Source organism: Salinibacterium sp. ZJ450 (assembly GCF_011751885.2).
In the GTDB taxonomy this organism is placed as follows: domain Bacteria; phylum Actinomycetota; class Actinomycetes; order Actinomycetales; family Microbacteriaceae; genus Ruicaihuangia.
In genome coordinates this window covers 2781406-2799848 of sequence record NZ_CP061771.1, presented here as the reverse complement: position 1 = coordinate 2799848, position 18443 = coordinate 2781406, and the positions used below count along the sequence as shown (strand labels likewise).

Sequence of the window (18443 nt, the reverse complement as noted above, 5' to 3'; positions counted from 1 at the left end):
TAGTTTCGCCGCAACGCGTGGATGTCCGCGTGGGGCACAGGCAAGTTCTGGCGAGTGGGGTTAGTGCACGAGCTCTGGGGCGGGTTCCGGGGTCGCGGCACGTGCGGGTGTCGTGCCGATCAGCGGGGCGTTCGCCGTCTCCCGACCGGAAAGCACCGCGATACCCGTGATCACGCTGAGTCCGGTGAAGAACAGCGCGATGAGCCAGGTGTTCGTGCCGCCGCCTGCAGCCGCGAGCAACGCCGCCGCTATCAGCGGGGCGAGGCCGGCGCCGAGGGTGGTTGAGATCTGGTAGCTCAGTGAGACGCCCGTGTAGCGGGCTTCGGTGCCGAACTTTTCGCTGATCCAGGCGGCGAGCGGACCGTACATCAAGCCCTGCACGATCGGGTTGCCGATGATGAAGGCGAGCAGCAACGCCCACCCTGAGCCCTCCGAGATGAGCGAGAAGAACGGCCAGATCAGCACAATGCCGAGCACGACACCGGTGAGCATGACCGGCTTGCGGCCGACGCGGTCGGACAGCAGCGCGAACGCCGGGATGGTGAACATGTGGATGAAGTTGGCGATTGTCACCAGCATGAGCGCGGTGGTGCGGTCGTGGCCGACGGTCACGGCGTAGTTCAAGGCGAACGTGGCGAGCAGTGACTGCAGGAATAACGGCGCGAGCCCGCCGCCGATCGCGGCCAGCAGTTGCTTGGGGTAGCGGGTAAGGATTGTGACGAGCGGCACTCCGCGGTGCGCCGAGTCCGACTGCTGTGCCGCCTTCTGCGCGGCTTCGAACTCCGGCGACTCTGTCACCTTCATGCGCATCACCATGGCGATCACGACGAGGACAGCGCTCATCAGGAACGGCACCCGCCAGCCCCAGGCCAGGAACTGGTCTTCGGGCAGCACCGAGAACGCGGTCAGCACGAGGGTCGCCAACACCGCGCCACCCGGTCCGCCGCTGGCGACCATGCTGGCGGCGAGCCCGCGGCCCTGGGGCTTCGCGTGCTCCATGCTCATCAGCGCAGCTCCGGCCCACTCGCCACCGACGGCAATGCCCTGAATCACCCGCAGGCTGACGAGGATCACCGGTGCAGCCGCGCCGACCTGGTCGTGTGTCGGCAGCAGGCCGATCAGGAAGCTGATGACACCCATGATCGTCAGGGTGATCACCAGCATCTTCTTGCGGCCCAGTCGGTCGCCGAAGTGGCCGAAGAGGATGCCGCCGAGCGGGCGCGCGAAGTATCCAGCGGCGAGCGTGGCGAATGAGGCGATGGATGCCGCGACAGGATCCAGATCCTTGAAGAAGAGAACCGGGAAGACCAGGCTCGCGGCTGTGCCGTACAGCAGAAAGTCGTACATCTCGACCGCGGTGCCGAGGTAACTCGAAACCATCGCATTCCGGCGGACGCGGTCAGGGGACGGGGGAACGGCAGCGCTACGGCTCATGAAAAGGTCCATCGGTACGAGGCCGGCGCCTCAGAAGGAGAAGCGCTATGCCAGAATTTCTTTACCGGTAAACCTTAGCGTCTATTTTACTGGTGTATTACTTTGCATAGATATTCGCCGCGATGGAGTTACGCGACGAACGGCGAGCTCGGCCGCAGCCGCAGTCGACGCACCTGCCCGTCTTCCTGCAGCTCCACGAGGTTGCCGCGCGACTGCACGAAGTCGGTGAAGCTCTTGTAGCCGAGCGCGGACTCCTGGAACGACGGGTCCATGCGCAGCATCTGGTTCTTCACGTTCGAGCTGCCTAGCCACTCCTGGTCGTCCTTGGCGTGGCCGAGGCGCAGCGCCCGCACCAGCAGGTTGGATGCCGCCTGCTGTGCGGCCTGCTGTGCGCGACGGCTGGTCGGCGGCTCCACGCTGGAGGCGGACTCGGGTTCGGGCTCGGCCGCCGGCGATTCGTCGGGCGTCGCGGCATCCGTCCTCTTCGGTCCGCGCTTTCTGGCGGACGCCTTCTCTGCAGTCTTGTCCGGAGTCTTCGCGGCGGCGGCCTCAACGACCTCCTCGGCCGCGGCCACAACGGCCGCCTCGATAACGCGCGGCTCCTCCTCTTCCATGGTGAGCAGGGCGTCGTAGTCGGCGAACTCGTCGCAGGCGGCGGCGAGGTGCTTGCTGGTGGACCCGGCAACGCCGATGCCGACCACGTAGCGGCCGAGCCGCTTGGCGCGCTGGGCGAGCGGGATGTAGTCGGAGTCGCCGGCGACGATCACCACGTGGGTGAGGTCATCCAGGCGGAACAGGTCTTCCACCACATCGATGGACAGTCGGATGTCGGCGCCGTTCTTCATCGACGCGACCGCCGGGAACAGCTGCACCAGGTCGACGGCGCGGTCCATCAACTGCCGCCGGTAGCTGGAGTTCACCGGAACCGACCAGTCGGCATAGGCGCGGCTGATCACGATCGAACCGAAGGATGACGCGTAGTCAAGCACCGCGCTGATGTCGACGGTTGCCTGCTCGACCTTGGTGGCTTCCTCTGACCGGTCGGCTTTGGGGCGGCGGTCGCCTTCGGGGGCGAAGCTGCGCACCTTGTCGCGGTGAAAATGCCCGCGCCCGTTCACTTGGTCGTACCGGGAAATCACGATGTTGTCGAAGTCGATGTATACGGCCACTCGAGCGTCGACGGGTTCAGTCATGAGGCCAGTCTGACGCGTCTCCGGGCCGATGACCAACAGAGAAGCGTTCAGGTCGTGCCTCGACCACCGCTCAGACGACCGCGTTGTAGCGCAGCCGGGGCGGCTCGGCATCGAGCGCAGCCACGAACTCATCAATGGCGCCGGACACCGGGAAGGCGGTGACCAGACGGATGCCGCTGGGCCCATCCAACGCGTACACCAACGCCGCCGGCCCTGCCTGCCCCGCCCGACGCGACCGCCACAGCGTGGTGTGCGCGGTCGTGTCGTCGGCAATTCGGTCGTCCCGCTCGTACACGACCCCGGCGTTCACCGCGCCGCGGGCGATCGGCAGCACCATGCGCGTCACCCGTTCCAGCAGGGTGCCGTTGTCGAGCCGCCAGGGCAGGAACGCGTCGGCGTCGAGCCCGAGCGCGGTGGCGAGGGTGCCGTCGAGCCAGCGGTCGCGCTTGAAACCGTGCGGGGTGGCGGAGGTCGAGAGCAGGTAACCGTAGACGTGCAGCAGCCCGGCGTTGGCCACCGGGTAGCGGGCGGGCAGCCCGGCGCGCTGTGCCAGCGCGGTCACGATGCCCTCACCGAGCACCGGCTGCTGGGTGTTGTCGTCGATCACGGTGGACTCGGCCCAGCTGTCGAACAGTCCGTGGGCGCGGTCGCGGTCCAGTTGCACGCCGAGCCAGGGGAGTCGGTCGAACGTGTCGGCGGGGTCGCCGGCGGCGGGTTGGTCGGGCGTGCCGAGCAGGTCGGCAGCACGGAGAAGTCGGTGGAGCGGGGTGGTCACCGGGCCACTTTAGGCAGTGTGCCCGGGCAACGGCAGGGTCGCGGCATCCGTGGCAGACAGGATTCACGCCATGTTCACCGAGCGGCCGTGCGAGCGGGCCAGCACCCGTCGGTCGAGCTCCTCACCCGTCGAGCGAGCGTGCCGAGATCCTGAGGTCTGGCGTTTGGTGGTTCCCGCGACTTGGGAACGACCGATTGCCAGACCTCACGTCAGGGGGTGCCGAGCCGCGCTGCCTTTGCGGTCAGGTAGGCGCGCACGGCGGGGTCGGTGGTCAGCGAGATCGCCTTCTCGTAGGCGGCCGCGGCCTCGCCGACGCGGCTGGCCTCGGCGAGCAGGTGGGCGCGGGTCGCCCACGCCGGCTGGAAACGCAGGATTGCGGCATCCGGAATCGCATCCAGCGCGGCCAACCCGGCGGCTGGCCCATCCAGTCGGCCGATCACGCCGGCCAGGGAGACGGATGCCCCGAGCGTCGGAGCCACCCGGATCAGTGCCTCGTACAACGCGCGCAGCGCCCGCCAGTCGGTCTCGCCGGAACTCGCCCGCGCGCAGTGCGCCGACTGGATCGCCGCCTCCAGCTGGAACCGGCCGCTGCGCCCGAGCGTCGCGGCACGGCGCAGCCAGGCCTCACCGCGGCGGATCAGCGCGGTATCCCACAGCGTGGTGTTCTGCTCGTCGAGCGGGACGAAGCGGCCATCGATGTGGCGCGCGTCCGCCCGGGACAGCGACAGGGCGATCAGCGCGGCGAGGCCGAGGGCCTCCGGTTCGTCCTCGAGCAGGTCGGCGAGGGTTGCCGCCAGGTACAGCGCCTCGGCCGACATCGACTCGTGCAGCGTGACGCCCGAAATCAGGAACCAATCGATCGCGTATGCGCCGTAGATCGCCTCGAGCACGGCGGGCAAACGGGCGGGCATCTGCACCCGCTCCGGCACCTCGAACGGGATACGGGCGACGCGGATGCGCTGCTTCGCCCGCACGAGTCGCTGCGCCATGGTCGCGGTCGGCACCGCGAACGCCTCGGCGATCTCCTTGGCCTCGAATCCGAGCACCGTTTGCAGCATCAGGGGAGTGCGCGCGCCGGGGTCGATCGCGGGGTGCGCGCAGACGAACAGCAGCGCCAGCCGTTTGTCGGGGATGGCGTCGAGATCCAGCGTCTCGATCAGGCCGTTCATACCGCCCTCCAGTCCGTGCGTCCCGTCGAGGCCCGCCATCCCGGCCATGCGACCCTCCACCCGGTCGAGCGCCACGGACGTGCGGTTCGCCGCCGACTTGTAGCTGTCGCGTTGCCGGTTGCGGGCCACGGTGAGCAGCCAGCCCTCGGGATTCTCGGGAACTCCGGCGTGCGGCCAGGTGGTGAGCGCCTGCGCGAACGCGTCGGCGAGGGCGTCTTCGGCGGCGGGGATGTCGCCGGTCGGCGCCGCGAGCACGGCCAGCAACCGGCCGTACGAGGCGCGGGCCACCAGCTCGGCCCGCGCCCGCGCGGTCGACTCGGATGCGGCGGCGCCCCGGTTGCGGTCAGTCGTGCTGACCCTCCCACTGCCCGTCGTGGAACACGATCGCCGACGGACGCACCTCGATGACCCCGTACTCGGCGGCCGGGCACTTCTCCGCCCAGGACAGCGCGGCATCCAGATCGGGCACGTCGATCACGAAGGTGCCACCGAGCTGCTCCTTGCTGTCGGCGAACGGGCCATCCTGCACCTTCAGGGTGCCTTCACGAGAGCTGACCGTGGTCGTCGTGGACGACGGCTGCAACACGTCGGCCGACAGCAGCACGCCGGAGTTGTGCAGGTCCTTGGCGTAGATGTCGAACGCCTTCTTGCCCTCGGCCATGGCCTCGGCGCCAAGTTCGGCTTCGGTCATCTCGGGATAATGCATCAGCAGTGTGTAACGCATGGGACTTCCTTCCCTCGGTTGTTACCGTAATCGTCGGCCTCGCTGACCGACATACCCCTATGACGATCGGGCGGCCGCCCAATCGACAGCCGGGCATAATCTGGTGCGCATCCGCGTTATACGGTGTGGTTGATGTGACAACCAATGGTCTCGACCAACCGATGGACGAAGGGAACGACGGATGCCGCTGAGTGGCAAGTCAGACGCAACGATCGGCGTGCTCGGGGTCGGCCGGGTGGGCAGCGCAGTTGCCCGACAGGCGCTCAAGGCCGGCTACCAGGTGAAGGTCAGCGGTTCCCGCGACCCGGAGCACATCAGCCTGCTCACCGAGATCGTCATCCCCGGTGCCGAGCCGGTGACCGCTGCGGATGCCGCGTCCGCCGCCGACCTCGTGGTGCTGGCCGTTCCGCTGCACAAGTACCGCACCCTCCCGGTCGAGGCGCTGGCGGGCAAGATCGTGATCGATTCCATGAACTACTGGGCGCCCATCGACGGCGTGATCGAGGAGTTCGAGGGTCGCTCCAGCAGCGAGCTGGTGCAGGAGTTCCTGCCAACCTCGCGCATCGTGAAGACCCTCGGCCACATCGGCTACCACGAGCTCGAATCCGATGACCAGCCGGCCGGCACCCCCGGCCGCCGTGCCCTCGGCATCGCCGGGGACGATGACGAGGCCAAACAGGTCGTCGCCCGGTTCATCGACAGCCTCGGCTACGACGTGGTGGATGCCGGAAGCCTGCTCATGGGCGAGCACTTCCAACCGGGCACCCCGATCTTCAGCGGACGGCACAGCGCCGCCGACATCCGCAGCATTCTGGACGAGGCGACGACCGCCACGACCGCCGCGACCGCCGGTCTGACCGCCGCCGAGTAGTCGCCCGGCCGACCTACACTGGAGCGACGGCGCAACGCCCGCACCACTCGAGAGGTTCCATGCGACTCCTGCTAATCCGTCACGGTCAAACCCCGTCTAACGTCCTCGGCGCACTCGACACTCTCGTGCCCGGCCCCGGACTCACCGAACTTGGCAACCAGCAGGCCGCCGCGGTTCCGGATGCGCTCGCTGACGAGAACATCGGCGCCATCTTCGCGTCGGTGCAACGTCGCGCCCAGCTCACCGCCGCGCCGCTGGCCGCCGCACGCCGACTGGGCGTCGTCGTGCGCGAGGGGCTGCGTGAGATCAGCGCCGGAGACCTCGAAATGAATACCGACTGGGAGTCGGTGAACATCTACCACCGGGTGTCATTCGGCTGGTCGGACGGAGAGCTCGACCTGCGGATGCCGGGTGGCGAGAACGGCGTCGAGGTGCTCGGGCGCTTCGATCAGGTCGTGCACGAGGCGGTCGAGCTGGGGCAGGAGACGGTGGCGTTCGTGGCGCACGGGCAGATCATCCGCACCTGGACCGCGGCGCGCGCCGAGAACATCGACGTGGAGTTCGCCGCCCGCCACAGTCTGCACAACACCGGCATCGTGGTGGTCGAGGGAGATCCGGATGCCGGTTGGATCGCCCACACCTGGAACGGCGTAGCGATCGGCGGCCCCACCGTCGATGAACCGACCAGCGCCACCGGCCCGGGCGGCGAGCCGTCCTAAGTTAGCGCTGACTCGCTGTGCGGCGAGGGGCGGCCGCCAGCTCAGTGCCGGCTCAGTGCCGGCTCAGTGCTCGATCCGGCGTAGCGTCCGCGCAATCAGCGCCGCCGCGATGCCCCCGGCCACGGCCCCGACGATCAGCGGCAGCGGGCTCAGGAAAGAACCGTACGAGAGCGTAACCGTGAACGTCGCCGCAGCCGTGACGAGCGCGCACAGGCCGAACGCAGCCACGCCGCCGACCAGTGCCTGCCGTCCAATCGACCAGTCGCGATCCCGGTCACCGAACCTGATCGCGGCGAACGCGGCCACGGCAGCCCCCAGACCCACCGCGGCGCCGACCATCGCGCCGATCATGGCGGCGTAGAGCGCAAAGAAGAGGCCGGGGCTCCAGACCGCGGCATCCGCCTCGCTGAGTAACAGCTGCACTGACTGCAGCGCGAGCGGAACGACGGGGACCAGCGCGCCCAGCACAGCGCCGACCCCGACCGCTTGCAGGAACAACTGCACCACCGGGCTGGGTTTCCACACGGTCTGGGCCTCGTCGGCGGCGATCTCGTCGGCGACGGTCTCGGCGTCCACGTTGAAGTCCACGCTCGCAGCCTATTGCCACGGCCGAGCCGAGCGAGGGCAAACAAAACGCCGCGAGGCAGACGCATCACTGCGTCCCCCCGCGGCCAGCGCCCGTTGCTGGCCAATCGAGCGTGTCGAAATCGTGAGGTCTGGCGTTTGGTGGTTCCCGCGACTCGGGAAGGACCAATTGCCAGACCTCACGTCAGGGGATGGGGACGAGCATGCGCGGCTGGTCTCCACCCCGATCCTGAGGTCTGGCGTTTGGTGGTTCCTGCGACCAGGGAACGACCGATTGCCAGACCTCACGTCAGGGTGCGCCGAGCGGCGCTGGCCGCGGGGCAGACGCAGCTGTGCGTCGCCCCGCGGCACCTGCGGTCGCCGAATCGCTTAGAACGGCTCGACGAAGAATCGTCCCACCGCCACGAACAGCGCGAGCAGCAGCAACACCACGTTCACCGGGATGACCTGCTTCTCGCTGCGGCGTGCGTGCACCACGATCGCGCCGACCATCAGCACGGCGACCGCGGTCGCCGAGATCGGCACCAGGATCGGCGCGATGCCGACGATCGGAGGCAGCACCAGAGCCACCGCGCCCAGCACCTCGGCCATGCCGATGAGCTTCACCTGCGAGGCGCTGAAGTCGTTGACCCACCCCATCGAGGTGGCGAGCTTTTCCTTCGGCTGCAGCGCCTTCATTGCGCCGGCTGCGAGGAAGAGGAGGGCGGCGATGCCCGCAACGATCCAGAGAGCAATTTCCATATCGGGTTTCCTTTGATTCTGAAAGAAAGTCGAGAATTACTAACGGCTCAACTGATGGATGCCGCAAACAATTCCCGCGAAGTTCACCAGTCGACCGAAACCCCGCGTATCTGCGCGGTTTCGGGGCTAATACGGCTTAAGGTTGCCTGCGTGTGGCGTGCCGAAAGAGTGACTGACGAGACGGTAGAGCAGCTGGCCTCCGTGGGCGACAGCGTGCAAGACAGCAGCGCGCCCGAGGGTGCTGTGCCAGACGGTGCTGTTCCGAACGGCGCCGTCCCCGACGAAGCGGTGCCGAGCAGTCCTATGCCGAACACCGCCATACCGAACACCGCCGTGCCGATCAAAGCGCCCACCGGCGCCCTGCGCCACAGCCCCCCGCCCAACCCGGCCGACCGAGTGCCCGACGACGAGGCCCCGAACGCCGCTCTGCTCGGCCGCACCCGGCTGTCGCAGAACACCGTGAACACCCGGCCCCGCGGCGCCGCAACTGCCGATCGGCCAAGTCTGATCGAACCACGAACCGAGGCGGACAAGCTGGCTCAAGCGACTGACACCGAGACCGAGCCGGCCACCAGCTGGCGTGACGAACTGGCATCCATCGGCGGACGCTCGCCGCTGCTGCACTTCGCCGACACCCCGAGCACGCGCATCGAGTTGAGCGTGACGCATCCCGGCGGCCTCGCCCAGTTCATCACCGGCAAGACCACGCCGCTGTCGAGCCTGATCCGCGACGACCTCGCGCTGCGTGCCGCGAAGAGCGCGGCCGGGCTGATCGCCGCGAAGGGTCTCGAGCTCTCCACGGCGCGGGGCATCGACTCGATCCACCTGGGCATCGGCATCGCCGAATGGACCAACGACGGCGTCGAGTACCGCGCTCCCGTGCTGCTGCGGCCGCTCGCCATCCGCCGCCACGGACGTGACTTCGAGGTCAAGCTGCGCGGCGACGCCTTCCTCAACCCGGAATTCGGCCGGGCCATGAAGGAGCAGTTCCAGATCACGCTGGATGCCGAGGCCTTCGTGCGGCTCACCGACGACGACGGCGCCTTCAAGCCAAACCCGGTGATCGACCGGTTACGCGGGCTCACCAGCCACCTGGAGTGGTTCAACGTTCAGCCGCGTCTGGTGGTGTCGTCGTTCGCGGACGTCGCCTCTGGACTGACCGCGGATGCCGCCAACTGCGAGCATCCAGTGCTAGACGCCCTCGCCGGCAACTCCACCGCGAAGTGGAGCGTGAAAGAGGGGCACAGCGAGATCGAGGCGCTCGGCGCCGACATGCGCGAACCCTCCACCGACGTGCTGCTGCTCGACGCCGACTCGGAGCAGGAGCAGGTGGTCGCCGAGATCGCCGCCGGCAACTCCGTGGTCGTGAAGACGCTGCCCGGCACCGGCGGCACCCAGACCATCGTCAACGCGCTCGGCGCCCTGATCGGCCAGAACAAGCGGGTGCTGGTCGTCAGCCCCCGCCGCGCCACGCTGCGCGGCATCGCGCAACGTTTCGGCGACGTCGGCCTGCCCGGGCTCGCGGTCGCCCCGCGCACCCTGCGCCGCGACATCATCCGTTCCATCTCCCGCAACGAGAAGGCGAAGGCCGCCGAGCTGGCCGAGGTCGACGACGCCCTGGTGCGCCTGCGCACCGTGCTGCTCGACTACCGCCAGGCGCTCGCCAAGCCTGACGCCGTGCTCAGCATCAGCGTGCTCGACTGCGTCACCGAACTCAGCCGGCTGGCGCTGCTGCCGACCCCGCCGTCGACCACGGCGCGGCTGTCGCGCGCCTCGGTGGAGCGCCTCGCGCACGACCGGCACCGGGTCGCCGACACCATGGTGCAGGCCGCGAGCCTGGGGGAGTTCCGCTACGGACCGGGCGATTCACCGTGGTACGGCGCGCAGTTCGCCAACGGCGAGGAGGCCGGCCGGGCGCACGCGCTGGCCAAGCAGCTGAAGGCCGAGACCCTGCCCCGCCTGCTGGTGCGCGCCGGAGAGCTGATCGGCTCCACCCGGCTGCGCCCGTTCGAGTCCGTGCACGAGCTCGGCATCTACCTGCGGCTGCTCACCGACCTGCGCGACACCCTCGACAAGTTCCTGCCGGTGGTCTTCGACCGGTCGATCAGCGAGCTGATCGCCGCGACGGCTCCCCGCCGTGAGGCGCCCGAGATGTCATCCGGCAACCGTCGCCGGCTGAAGAAGCTCGCCAAGGAGTACGTGCGCCCCGGCGTGCACGTGAACGACCTGCACGACGCGCTGTCGCGCATCCAGCAGCAGCGCATCCTCTGGCAGCGGTTCGTGGCCAGCGGGGTCACGCCCGAGGTGCCGGTGGGCATCGCCGACGTGCAGGTGGCCTACCAGGAGGTCACGCAAGACCTGTCGCTGCTCGACGGTCCGCTCGGCTATGTGTCCCGAGAGCAGCAGCTCGCCTTCCTGCCGATCGACACGCTCACCCAGCGGATCACCGCGCTCGCCGCCGAATCCGACGTGCTGAACAACCTGCAAGAGCGCACCGCCCTGATGACGACGCTGCGCGACCTCGAGCTCGACCCGCTGATCAACGACCTGGCGATGCGGCACCTGCCAGACTCGCAGGTCGGCGCCGAACTCGAGCTGGCCTGGTGGCAGTCGGCCCTGGAGTCGCTGCTCGAGGCAGACCGGGCCCTGCTCGGCGCGAACACGCCCGTGCTCGACCGGCTCGAGGCCGACTTCCGCCTGGTCGACGAGGCGCACGCCGCCGGCAGCGCCCAGCTGCTCGGCTGGCAGGTGGCGGAGAACTGGAAGCTCGGCATCGCCGACTGGCCGGACGAGGCCAGCCAGCTGCGTAAGACACTGCGCCGCGGCGACCTCACCGCGTTCGACCTGCAGACCAGCGCCCCGCACCTGTCGCGCGCGGTCGCCCCGGTGTGGCTGGCCTCCCCGTACGAGGTGCACGAGATCGCCGACACCATGCCGTTCGACACCGTCGTGATCGTCGACGCCGGCGCCACCACGATCGCCGAGAACGTCGGCGCCATCCGTCGCGCCCGCCAGGTGGTGGCCTTCGGCGACCCGGTGACGCAGACCCCGACGCCCTTCACCATTGCCATCGACGAGCCGGAGACGGATGTCGCGACATCCGCCCCCCGTCCCATCGACGATCGGCACGACGACTCCGCGCTGGCGAAGCTCAGCGAGCTGCTGCCGACCCTGTCGCTCACCCGCAGCTACCGCGCCGGCGGCGAGGACCTCGCCGAACTGGTGAACCGCCGCTTCTACGGTGGGCGCATCCAGTCGCTGCCGTGGGCCGGCAGCTTCCTCGGGCACGGCAGCCTCACCCTCGACTACATCGAGGACGGCACCGGCATGCCCAACCCCGACGACGGCTCGGTGGAGAGCGTCGACGCCGAGGTGCAGCGCGTGGTGGAGCTGGTGCTCGCCCACGCCGCGACCCGCCCGCAGGAGTCGCTGATGGTGCTCACCGCCAGCGCCAAGCACGCGGTGCGCGTGCAGCACGCGGTGCTCACCGCGGTGGCGGCCCGTCCGGACATCAGCGAGATCATCATCGGCGACCGGCCGGAGCCGTTCGCGGTGCTCACCCTCGAGCAGGCCGTGGCGCAGAGCCGCGACCGGGTGATCTTCTCCATCGGCTACGGACGCACCCCGCACGGCCGCGTGCTCAGTGACTTCGGCGCCCTCGGCGAACCCGGCGGAGAGCGCCTGCTCGCCGTCGGCATGACCCGCGCCCGCCGTCACCTCAAGATCGTCACCTGCTTCCGGGCCGAAGACATCGAAGAGGGCCGGATGAACCACGGCGCCGTCGCCCTCGCCGAGATCCTCACCGAGATCAGCGCCCGCGCCGCCGAAGACCCGCTGCCCGATGACAGCGACCCGATGCTGGTCGACCTGGCCCGCCGCCTGGAGAAGCGCGGCCTGGTCGTCGCCCTCGGACACCGCAACAAGCTCGGCCTCGTCGCCGCGCACGGTGGCGCCTGCATCGCGATCGACACCGACGCGGTGCTGCAGCGCACCAGCCTGCGCGAGTCGCTGCGGCTGCGCCCGGAGATGCTGCGCCGCCTCGGCTGGCACTACCTGCGGGTGCACTCCTTCGAACTGTTCAGCGACCCGGATGCCGTGGCCGACAAGGTCTGCGCCATCATCGGCGCACCCACAGGCCCGATCACCGAGCCGATCGGGGTGGTCGGTGCGTGACCTCGGACGACCACACCAAGCCTGACCAGCAGCCGACGGATGCCGCGGATGTCGCGGGTTCGCCCGACGCCGTAGCCTCGCCGGATGCCGCGGGCCCGCCCGCTGCTGGCGCGCGCCGCAAGCGCCGCCGTGTCACCACGGAGCCGCCGCCCGGATCAGACCCGACCCCGTCATCCGAACAACCGCGCCACGACGAGCACGAGAATGACGACCGCCTGAAGCAGGACAAGCCCCCGCACTGGGGCTGATCAGCGCCGCGGGGTGCGGGGTGCGCAGAACGGCAGCGATCCGTCGCAACACGCCGTGCAAGACAGGCCGCCGGCGGCGTGTCATCCCGGAATGCTGCCGTTCTGCGCGGCTGACTGCCGCGCGACCGCCCCGCGCAGCGCGCGGGAGGTACTTCGCTGGCTGCGACATCCGTAATTCAGCAGAAATGGCCCATGCCACTCGGCGGCATAGGCCATTTCTGCGGAATCAGGTGTGAAACAGGGTGGATAAGCAGCGCCCGGTCGCGCCGCGGCCCGCTCGGTTCGAACCGGGTGGTTCTAAGCGTGGTCGCGCGCGGCGGGGACGCCGTCGGACAGCTCGGAGTGCCGCCCGCGGTCCGTCTGCACCTGCGCCAGGATGTCGCGGATCTCGGCGAGCAACTCCGTCTCGGTGGGAGCGGACTCCTCGACCGGAGCACCGGTCTGCGCGGAACGGCGAGCGGCGGCGTGCTCCCGGAACTTGTTCATCGGGAAGACGAAGACGAAATACACCACGAGCGCGACCAGCAGGAACTGGATCACGGCGGCCAACACCGCGCCGAACCCGAGCTCAGCGGTCCCTGCGCCGCCGAGCGTGGGAATGGTGACGATGCCGGTCTGCGACAGGCTCTCGGCGTTGAACAGTGCGCCGATCAGCGGGTTGAACAGGGACGCCACCAGCGTGTTGACGATTGCCGTGAACGCGGTACCGATGACGACCGCGACCGCCAGGTCGATGACGTTGCCCCGCGTGATGAAGTCTCTGAATCCCTTGAGCACTGTGTATCCCTTGGTTTCGGGCGCCATCGGGCGGCGCGACTCAGCTGGCAGCGGCGCTGCTACCGGAAGCAGATGATCCAGACGAGGACGACGAAGAAGACGACGAAGACGATGATGATGATGATGATGATGAAGCGGATGCCGCAGCCGGCGCAGCCGCGGACGACCCGCCCGACGACCCAGACTCAGACCCAGACTTGCCCGACGACCCAGACTCAGACTTGCCCGACGACCCAGCCTTGCCAGACGACCCCGCCGCGGCGGCACGGCTGTCGGTGCGGTAGAAGCCGGAGCCGTTGAACGTCACCCCAACCGCCGAGAACAGCTTGCGCAGTTTGCCGCTGCAGCTCGGGCACACGGTGAGCGAGTCATCCGTAAACGCCTGCTGGATGTCGAACGAATTCGAGCACTCGGTGCAACGGTAAGAGTAGGTGGGCATGATCAATCCTTAAACGAAACTATTCCTGACGGAGTCACCGCACCGTCGACTCGCTGGTCATGCACTTCGCTGGGCACCTCGTCGACGAGCTCACTGTCGAAGATGACAGCATAGACGGGCGGGCACTTCTCCATCGAACCCAACGTTTTGTCGAAGTATCCCATTCCCCAGCCCATCCGCATGCCGGAACGGTCGACGGATGCTGCGGGCACGAAGATCAGGTCCACCTCGTTGATCGCGATCGGGCCGAGCAGTTCGCTGGTCGGGGTCGGCATCCCGAACAGGTCGTCCTCTTCGTCGCCGCCGTCGTATGGTGCCCAGTCGAGCAGGCCGTCTTGCCGGGAGACCGGCAGCAGCACCCGGATGTCGCGGTCGCAGGCCCACTGCACAAACTCCCGCGTGCTCGGTTCGTACGGCGTGGACAGGTAGGCAGAGATCGAGCGGGCGCCGGTGCGCTCGACAAGCTCGATCAGGTTGCGGGTCAACGCGGCATCCGCCTTCGCCCGTTCCGGAGCCGTCATGAAGCGCCGGCGCTCGCGCAACTCGGCCCGCAGTGCGCGCTTTTCGTCAATCGCGTCGTACGACATAGTTGAAGTGTATTTGGATGCGACCGATAGCCTTAGTCACATGCCCTTCCAGATCTCAAAAGCCGTAATACCTGCCGCCGGACTGGGAACACGATTCCTGCCGGCCACCAAGGCGATGCCCAAGGAGATGCTGCCGGTTGTCGACAAGCCGGCCATCCAGTACGTGGTCGAGGAGGCCGTGGCAGCCGGGCTGACCGACGTGCTGATGATCACCGGGCGCAACAAGAACGCTCTGGAGAACCATTTCGACCGCAACGGCGAGCTGGAGGCGACCCTCACCCGCAAGGGCGACACCGACAAGCTCGACAAGGTCAACTTCTCCACCAACCTCGCCGACATGCACTACGTGCGCCAGGGTGACCCGCTGGGTCTCGGCCACGCCGTGCTGCGCGCCAAGATGCACGTGGGCCGCGAGCCGTTCGCCGTGCTGCTCGGTGACGACATCATCGACGAGCGCGACGTGCTGCTCAGCCGCATGATCGAGGTGCAGGGGCAGCGCAACGCCTCCGTGGTCGCCCTGCTCGAGGTCGACCCGGAGCAGGCGCACCTCTACGGTGTGGCCACGGTCGAGGCCACCGAGGAAGAGGACGTGGTGCGCATCACCGGGCTCGTCGAGAAGCCCGCACCGGGCACCGCCCCCTCCAACCTGGCCGTGATCGGACGCTACGTGCTGAAGCCCGAGGTGTTCGACGTGCTGGAGAAGACCGCGCCCGGCAAGGGCGGCGAGATCCAGCTGACCGACGCGCTGGAGACGATGGCGACCGCCCCGGACTGGACCGGCGGCGTGTACGGCGTGGTGTTCCGCGGCCGACGCTACGACACCGGCGATCGGCTGGACTACATCAAGGCGATCATCCAGCTCGCGGTGGACCGCGACGACCTCGGCCCCGACCTGACACCGTGGCTGAAGGACTTCGCCGCGAAGCTCGACTGAGCCCCTCAGACTGAGCCCTCACCTGGAATCGAAAAGCGGCTAGAACTAGAACATGTCAGCGCCCGCACCAACCCTGCGTCAGGGTCGCATCAGCATCCGTCCGATCCGGCTGCGGGATGCGCGCGTACTCGAGACGGAGCTCGCCGCCAACCGCAGCTGGCTGCGGCGCTGGGAGGCCACCAACCCCAGCGGCTCGATCAACTTCGACACGCGGTCGAGCATCCGCTCCTTGTTGGCCAACTCGCGCGCCGGAGCCGGCGTGCCGTTCGTGGTGGAGTACGACGGCCAGTTCGCCGGGCAGCTGAACGTGTCCTCGATCGCATACGGGTCACTGTCGAGCGCCACGATCGGCTACTGGGTGTCCGAGCGCTTCGCCGGTCTCGGCATCACGCCCGCCGCGGTGGCCCTCGCCACCGACTTCTGCTTCTTCTCGCTCGGGCTGCACCGCATGGAGATCTGCATCCGGCCCGAGAATGTGGCGAGCCTGCGCGTGGTCGAGAAGCTCGGCTTCCGCTACGAGGGGCTGCGCCGACGCTACATCCACATCGACGGCGACTGGCGAGACCACTTCTGCTTCGCGCTGACCGTCGACGAGCTTCCGCAGGGCGTGATGCGGCGCTGGCTCGACGGGCGGGTGCCGGCCTCCGCGGCCACCGTGCCGGCTGCCGATCGGGCGCTCGCACAGTCGCCGCTGCGGCTCGGCGGCTAAGGCGCCCTTGTGGCCTGCCGCGCACCGGCACTGTCGACTCGAGGGCGTCCGTTGCGACGCGGCCGGTTTCGGTTGAGAAGCGCCGGATGCTCGGAGCGTTTCGTTGCCCCGCTGCGGCGTGTCGCGCCGGAAACGCCGCGCGCCGCGCACAAAGCTTTGCCCGCGACTCTGTAGCGTAGAGACATGGAATTCTCGGGGGCGGGTACCGCGATAATGCTGGCGGTCGCAGCATTGCTCTGGCTGGTGTATCTGCTTCCGGCGTGGGCGAGGCGCCGCGAGTACCTCGCCACCGAGCGCAATGCCGTGCGTCTGCAGCAGACCCTGCGGGTGATGGCCGAGACCGCCGAGGTTCCCCAGGCCGTTCGCGCCGAGTCCACCGCCCGTGAGATCGCCGCCCAGCAGCGCACCCTCAAGCAGGAGGCGCAGCGCGCCGACGCCGTCGCCCGCGCCCGCGAGGCCGCAGCCGCCCGCTCCGAGCAGCGCCGCCTGGTCGAAACCCAGCCGGCGATCGCCGCCGCGGTCACCGCCACCGACGCCGCCCTCAGGTTGCGCCGCACCCGCGCCGCGACATCCGTAATTCTGCTCGTCGCGCTCATCACCGGCGTCGCGCAGCTGGCGCTGATGGCCACCACCGGTGTCGCCGCCGGCGCCTGGGGTGTGCTGATTGCCAGTGGCGCCGTGGGAAGCACCGCAGTGTGGATGCTCGGACGCCTCGCCAAGGTCGGACGGGCCCGGATGTCACGTGCCATGGCTACCCCGATCAGGCGACAGGCGCCCGCCCCGGTGCGTACCGCGCCGCAGCCGCAGGTCGCGCGCGAGTGGACCCCGGTCCCGGTGCCGAAGCCGCTGTACCTGTCGAAGCCCGAGGTGCAGAAGCCGGTGATGGTCGAGGTCGACCTGATCGCCGAGCTGCGCCGTGCCGAGGAAGAACGCCAGGCGGCAATCGTCGCCGCGCACGCCGAGCCCGAGGTCGTGCCGATCAACGCCCAGGTGCAGAGCCGGTTCGCGCGGATGGGCATTGTCGAGCACGACACCACGCAGGCGCCCGACCTCGACGCTGCGCTGCGCCGCCGCCGTCGTGCGTAGCCCCGTCTGCAGGTAGCACGAGGCGAGCGCCGCGGAAACGGCCGAGCGCCCCTGCCGCGGCGCGAGCGTTCGGCCGTTTTCGCAGCGCTCACCCCAGCGCGGCGGATGTCGGCCGCGTCTCGAAACCCTCCCGCGGGGTGATAACCTAACTAGGCAGTTTGGGCCCATGGCGCAGTTGGTAGCGCGCCTCGTTCGCATCGAGGAGGTCAGGGGTTCGAATCCCCTTGGGTCCACAACTAACAGCCCCGGCCATTAGGCCGGGGCTGTTTTCATGCCGGGCGCGTTCGTCCCGAAGGAGATTCGGGCGACACGCCCTGTGCGCTGGCGCGGCACGCCGCGGCATTCGCAGCTCATCCTCCTGAATGCACACGGGCCCCCTGAATGCGCGGCGCCCCTGCCGCCGGGTGCCGTCCGGTTCTAGCATCGGAGCATGATCGGTTCGCGCTCCATCGCGGTGCTGGCACTCGTCGTCGCGGCATCCCTGGCCGGATGCGCCCCCGGCCAGCCCCCAGACCAGACCGCCGACCAGACCAGCCCCGACCAGACCAGCCCCGACCAGACCACCTCTACCCCGTCCGCGACATCCGCTCCCGGCCCGGTGATCGACCCCGGCGACGGCGGCAACTACCAGCCCGACCTCACCGCGGCCGACACGGTCGCCGCGATCGACAACCAATACCTGCCGCTCGAGGTCGGTTCACGCTGGGTGTATGAGGGGGAGTCCGACGGTGAAATCGAGCGCACCGAGGTTGTCGTCACCGATCAGCGGCGCACGGTGATGGGTATCGACGCGGTCGTGGTGCGCGACTCGGTCACCGTGAACGGGCAACTCGTCGAGGACACCTTCGACTGGTTCACCCAGGACACCGACGGCAACGTTTGGTACCTCGGCGAGGACGTGAAGGAGTACGACGCCGCCGGCAGCGTGAGTACCGCGGGATCGTGGGAGGCCGGCGTGGATGGCGCGCTGCCCGGCATCGTGATGCCGGGCGTGCCGCGGGTGGGTGCCGCGTACCGGCAGGAGTTCTACCCGGGCGAGGCGGAAGACCTGATGCAGGTGCTGCGAGTGGACGAGCGGATGACGGTGACCTTCGGTTACTTCGAGCAGGTGATCACCACCCAGGAGTGGAATCCGCTCGAACCCGAGGTTGTAGAGGAGAAGTCCTACGCTCCCGGCATCGGAATGATCGTGGAGAAGACCGTGCGTGGCGGAAGCGGCACCGCCGAGCTGATCGAGCTCAACGCGCCCTGACCGTGGCACCCGGGTGCACGCGGGGAT

Annotated in this window: 17 protein-coding genes, 1 tRNA gene and 1 pseudogene; 9 read left to right on the top strand and 10 right to left on the bottom strand. The window is 68.7% G+C overall.

The annotated features are described in order from the left end of the window. Nucleotides 1-60: 60 nt before the first annotated feature. The 5 genes from HCT51_RS13530 to HCT51_RS13510 all read right to left on the bottom strand — a co-directional run bounded on the left by HCT51_RS13530 (nt 61) and on the right by HCT51_RS13510 (nt 5295). On the bottom strand, nt 61-1434 hold the full coding sequence (locus tag HCT51_RS13530) for an MFS transporter (RefSeq protein ID WP_166877800.1): 1374 nt from the start codon (nt 1432-1434) through the stop codon (nt 61-63). Nucleotides 1435-1562: 128 nt separating this feature from the next. Continuing rightward, nucleotides 1563-2627, bottom strand: a complete 1065-nt coding sequence (locus HCT51_RS13525; protein WP_166877802.1) for an NYN domain-containing protein — start codon at nt 2625-2627, stop codon at nt 1563-1565. A gap of 70 nt (nt 2628-2697) precedes the next feature. Then, a complete protein-coding gene (locus HCT51_RS13520; protein WP_166877805.1) occupies nt 2698-3402 on the bottom strand; it encodes an amino acid deaminase in 705 nt (234 codons plus the stop codon). 209 nt (nt 3403-3611) lie between these two features. Then, nucleotides 3612-4859 (bottom strand): RNA polymerase sigma factor, encoded by a 1248-nt coding sequence (locus HCT51_RS13515; protein WP_224760498.1) that lies wholly within the window; start codon nt 4857-4859, stop codon nt 3612-3614. Nucleotides 4860-4914: 55 nt separating this feature from the next. Beyond that, on the bottom strand, nt 4915-5295 hold the full coding sequence (locus HCT51_RS13510) for a YciI family protein (RefSeq protein ID WP_166877810.1): 381 nt from the start codon (nt 5293-5295) through the stop codon (nt 4915-4917). A 178-nt stretch (nt 5296-5473) separates the two neighbouring features. Here HCT51_RS13510 and HCT51_RS13505 point away from each other — a divergent pair. Further along, nucleotides 5474-6166, top strand: a pseudogene (locus tag HCT51_RS13505) (NADPH-dependent F420 reductase); the annotation flags it as partial. A gap of 59 nt (nt 6167-6225) precedes the next feature. After that, nucleotides 6226-6885 carry a histidine phosphatase family protein gene (locus HCT51_RS13500; RefSeq protein WP_166877815.1) on the top strand — a complete coding sequence of 220 codons (660 nt, stop codon included), beginning with the start codon at nt 6226-6228 and terminating at the stop codon, nt 6883-6885. A gap of 63 nt (nt 6886-6948) precedes the next feature. Here HCT51_RS13500 and HCT51_RS13495 read toward each other — a convergent pair whose 3' ends face one another. Beyond that, the gene (locus HCT51_RS13495) at nt 6949-7473 is read right to left on the bottom strand and encodes a hypothetical protein (RefSeq protein ID WP_166877818.1); all 525 of its coding nucleotides are present in this window, start codon (nt 7471-7473) and stop codon (nt 6949-6951) included. A 366-nt stretch (nt 7474-7839) separates the two neighbouring features. Continuing rightward, nucleotides 7840-8211 carry a DoxX family protein gene (locus HCT51_RS13490; protein ID WP_166877823.1) on the bottom strand — a complete coding sequence of 124 codons (372 nt, stop codon included), beginning with the start codon at nt 8209-8211 and terminating at the stop codon, nt 7840-7842. Nucleotides 8212-8379: 168 nt separating this feature from the next. Between HCT51_RS13490 and HCT51_RS13485 the strand changes: the two genes are divergently transcribed. Together HCT51_RS13485 and HCT51_RS13480 are read left to right on the top strand one after the other, a co-directional pair. Then, entirely contained in the window at nt 8380-12384 is a 4005-nt protein-coding gene (locus HCT51_RS13485) for an AAA family ATPase (protein ID WP_191413630.1), read from the top strand. Further along, nucleotides 12381-12632 carry a hypothetical protein gene (locus tag HCT51_RS13480; protein ID WP_166877828.1) on the top strand — a complete coding sequence of 84 codons (252 nt, stop codon included), beginning with the start codon at nt 12381-12383 and terminating at the stop codon, nt 12630-12632. The genes HCT51_RS13485 and HCT51_RS13480 overlap by 4 nt, the downstream gene beginning before the upstream one ends. 297 nt (nt 12633-12929) lie before the next feature. Here HCT51_RS13480 and mscL read toward each other — a convergent pair whose 3' ends face one another. Genes mscL through HCT51_RS13465 form a run of 3 tightly spaced genes read right to left on the bottom strand, consistent with a single transcriptional unit; the run spans nt 12930 to nt 14435 of the window. Then, nucleotides 12930-13436 carry a large conductance mechanosensitive channel protein MscL gene (gene mscL / locus HCT51_RS13475; protein ID WP_224760497.1) on the bottom strand — a complete coding sequence of 169 codons (507 nt, stop codon included), beginning with the start codon at nt 13434-13436 and terminating at the stop codon, nt 12930-12932. Nucleotides 13437-13449: 13 nt separating this feature from the next. Continuing rightward, nucleotides 13450-13848, bottom strand: a complete 399-nt coding sequence (locus HCT51_RS13470; protein ID WP_166877831.1) for an FmdB family zinc ribbon protein — start codon at nt 13846-13848, stop codon at nt 13450-13452. Nucleotides 13849-13850: 2 nt separating this feature from the next. After that, the gene (locus HCT51_RS13465; protein WP_166877834.1) at nt 13851-14435 is read right to left on the bottom strand and encodes a 5-formyltetrahydrofolate cyclo-ligase; all 585 of its coding nucleotides are present in this window, start codon (nt 14433-14435) and stop codon (nt 13851-13853) included. Between the two features lie 40 nt (nt 14436-14475). Between HCT51_RS13465 and galU the strand changes: the two genes are divergently transcribed. From galU to HCT51_RS13440, 5 genes are all read left to right on the top strand, one after another. Beyond that, nucleotides 14476-15369: a UTP--glucose-1-phosphate uridylyltransferase GalU gene (gene galU, locus HCT51_RS13460; protein ID WP_166877837.1), complete on the top strand. Its 894-nt coding sequence runs from the start codon at nt 14476-14478 to the stop codon at nt 15367-15369. 52 nt (nt 15370-15421) lie between these two features. Next, on the top strand, nt 15422-16078 hold the full coding sequence (locus HCT51_RS13455) for a GNAT family N-acetyltransferase (protein WP_166877841.1): 657 nt from the start codon (nt 15422-15424) through the stop codon (nt 16076-16078). 183 nt (nt 16079-16261) lie between these two features. After that, on the top strand, nt 16262-17164 hold the full coding sequence (locus tag HCT51_RS13450) for a hypothetical protein (protein ID WP_166877844.1): 903 nt from the start codon (nt 16262-16264) through the stop codon (nt 17162-17164). A 160-nt stretch (nt 17165-17324) separates the two neighbouring features. Further along, nucleotides 17325-17397, top strand: a tRNA-Ala gene (locus HCT51_RS13445). Nucleotides 17398-17594: 197 nt separating this feature from the next. Then, a complete protein-coding gene (locus HCT51_RS13440) occupies nt 17595-18416 on the top strand; it encodes a hypothetical protein (protein ID WP_166877846.1) in 822 nt (273 codons plus the stop codon). The last annotated feature ends 27 nt before the right edge of the window (nt 18417-18443 follow it).